The organism is Pseudomonas sp. FSL R10-2189 (assembly GCF_009600325.1).
GTDB classification, from domain to species: domain Bacteria; phylum Pseudomonadota; class Gammaproteobacteria; order Pseudomonadales; family Pseudomonadaceae; genus Aquipseudomonas; species Aquipseudomonas helleri.
Genome location: NZ_WIVZ01000129.1, coordinates 1 through 426, shown reverse-complemented (window position 1 = coordinate 426; position 426 = coordinate 1). Strand labels below are relative to the sequence as shown.

1 protein-coding gene is annotated in these 426 nt (G+C 52.8%); it reads right to left on the bottom strand.

Going from position 1 to position 426, the window contains the following annotated elements:
• Positions 1 to 273: replication initiation protein (locus GHO32_RS26235; RefSeq protein WP_218581173.1), on the bottom strand; the 273-nt coding region annotated here is incomplete at its 3' end.
• Positions 274 to 426: the final 153 nt, after the last annotated feature.

Genomic DNA, 426 nt, shown 5'->3' with positions numbered 1-426 from the left:
CCCCTTGCCATTGGGCTCTTGGGTTAACCGGACTTCCCGCCGTTTCAGGCGCAGGGCCGCTTCTTTGAGCTGGTTGTAGGAAGATTCGATAGGGACACCCGCCATCGTCGCTATGTCCTCCGCCGTCACTGAATACATCACTTCATCGGTGACAGGCTCGCTCCTCTTCACCTGGCTAATACAGGCCAGAACGATCCGCTGTTCCTGAACACTGAGGCGATACGCGGCCTCGACCAGGGCATTGCTTTTGTAAACCATTGGGGGTGAGGCCACGTTCGACATTCCTTGTGTATAAGGGGACACTGTATCTGCGTCCCACAATACAACAAATCCGTCCCTTTACAACAACAAATCCGTCCCTTCTTAACAACAAATCCGTCCCTTAATGGCAACAAATCCGTCCCTTTTTAAACTCTACAGGCCACG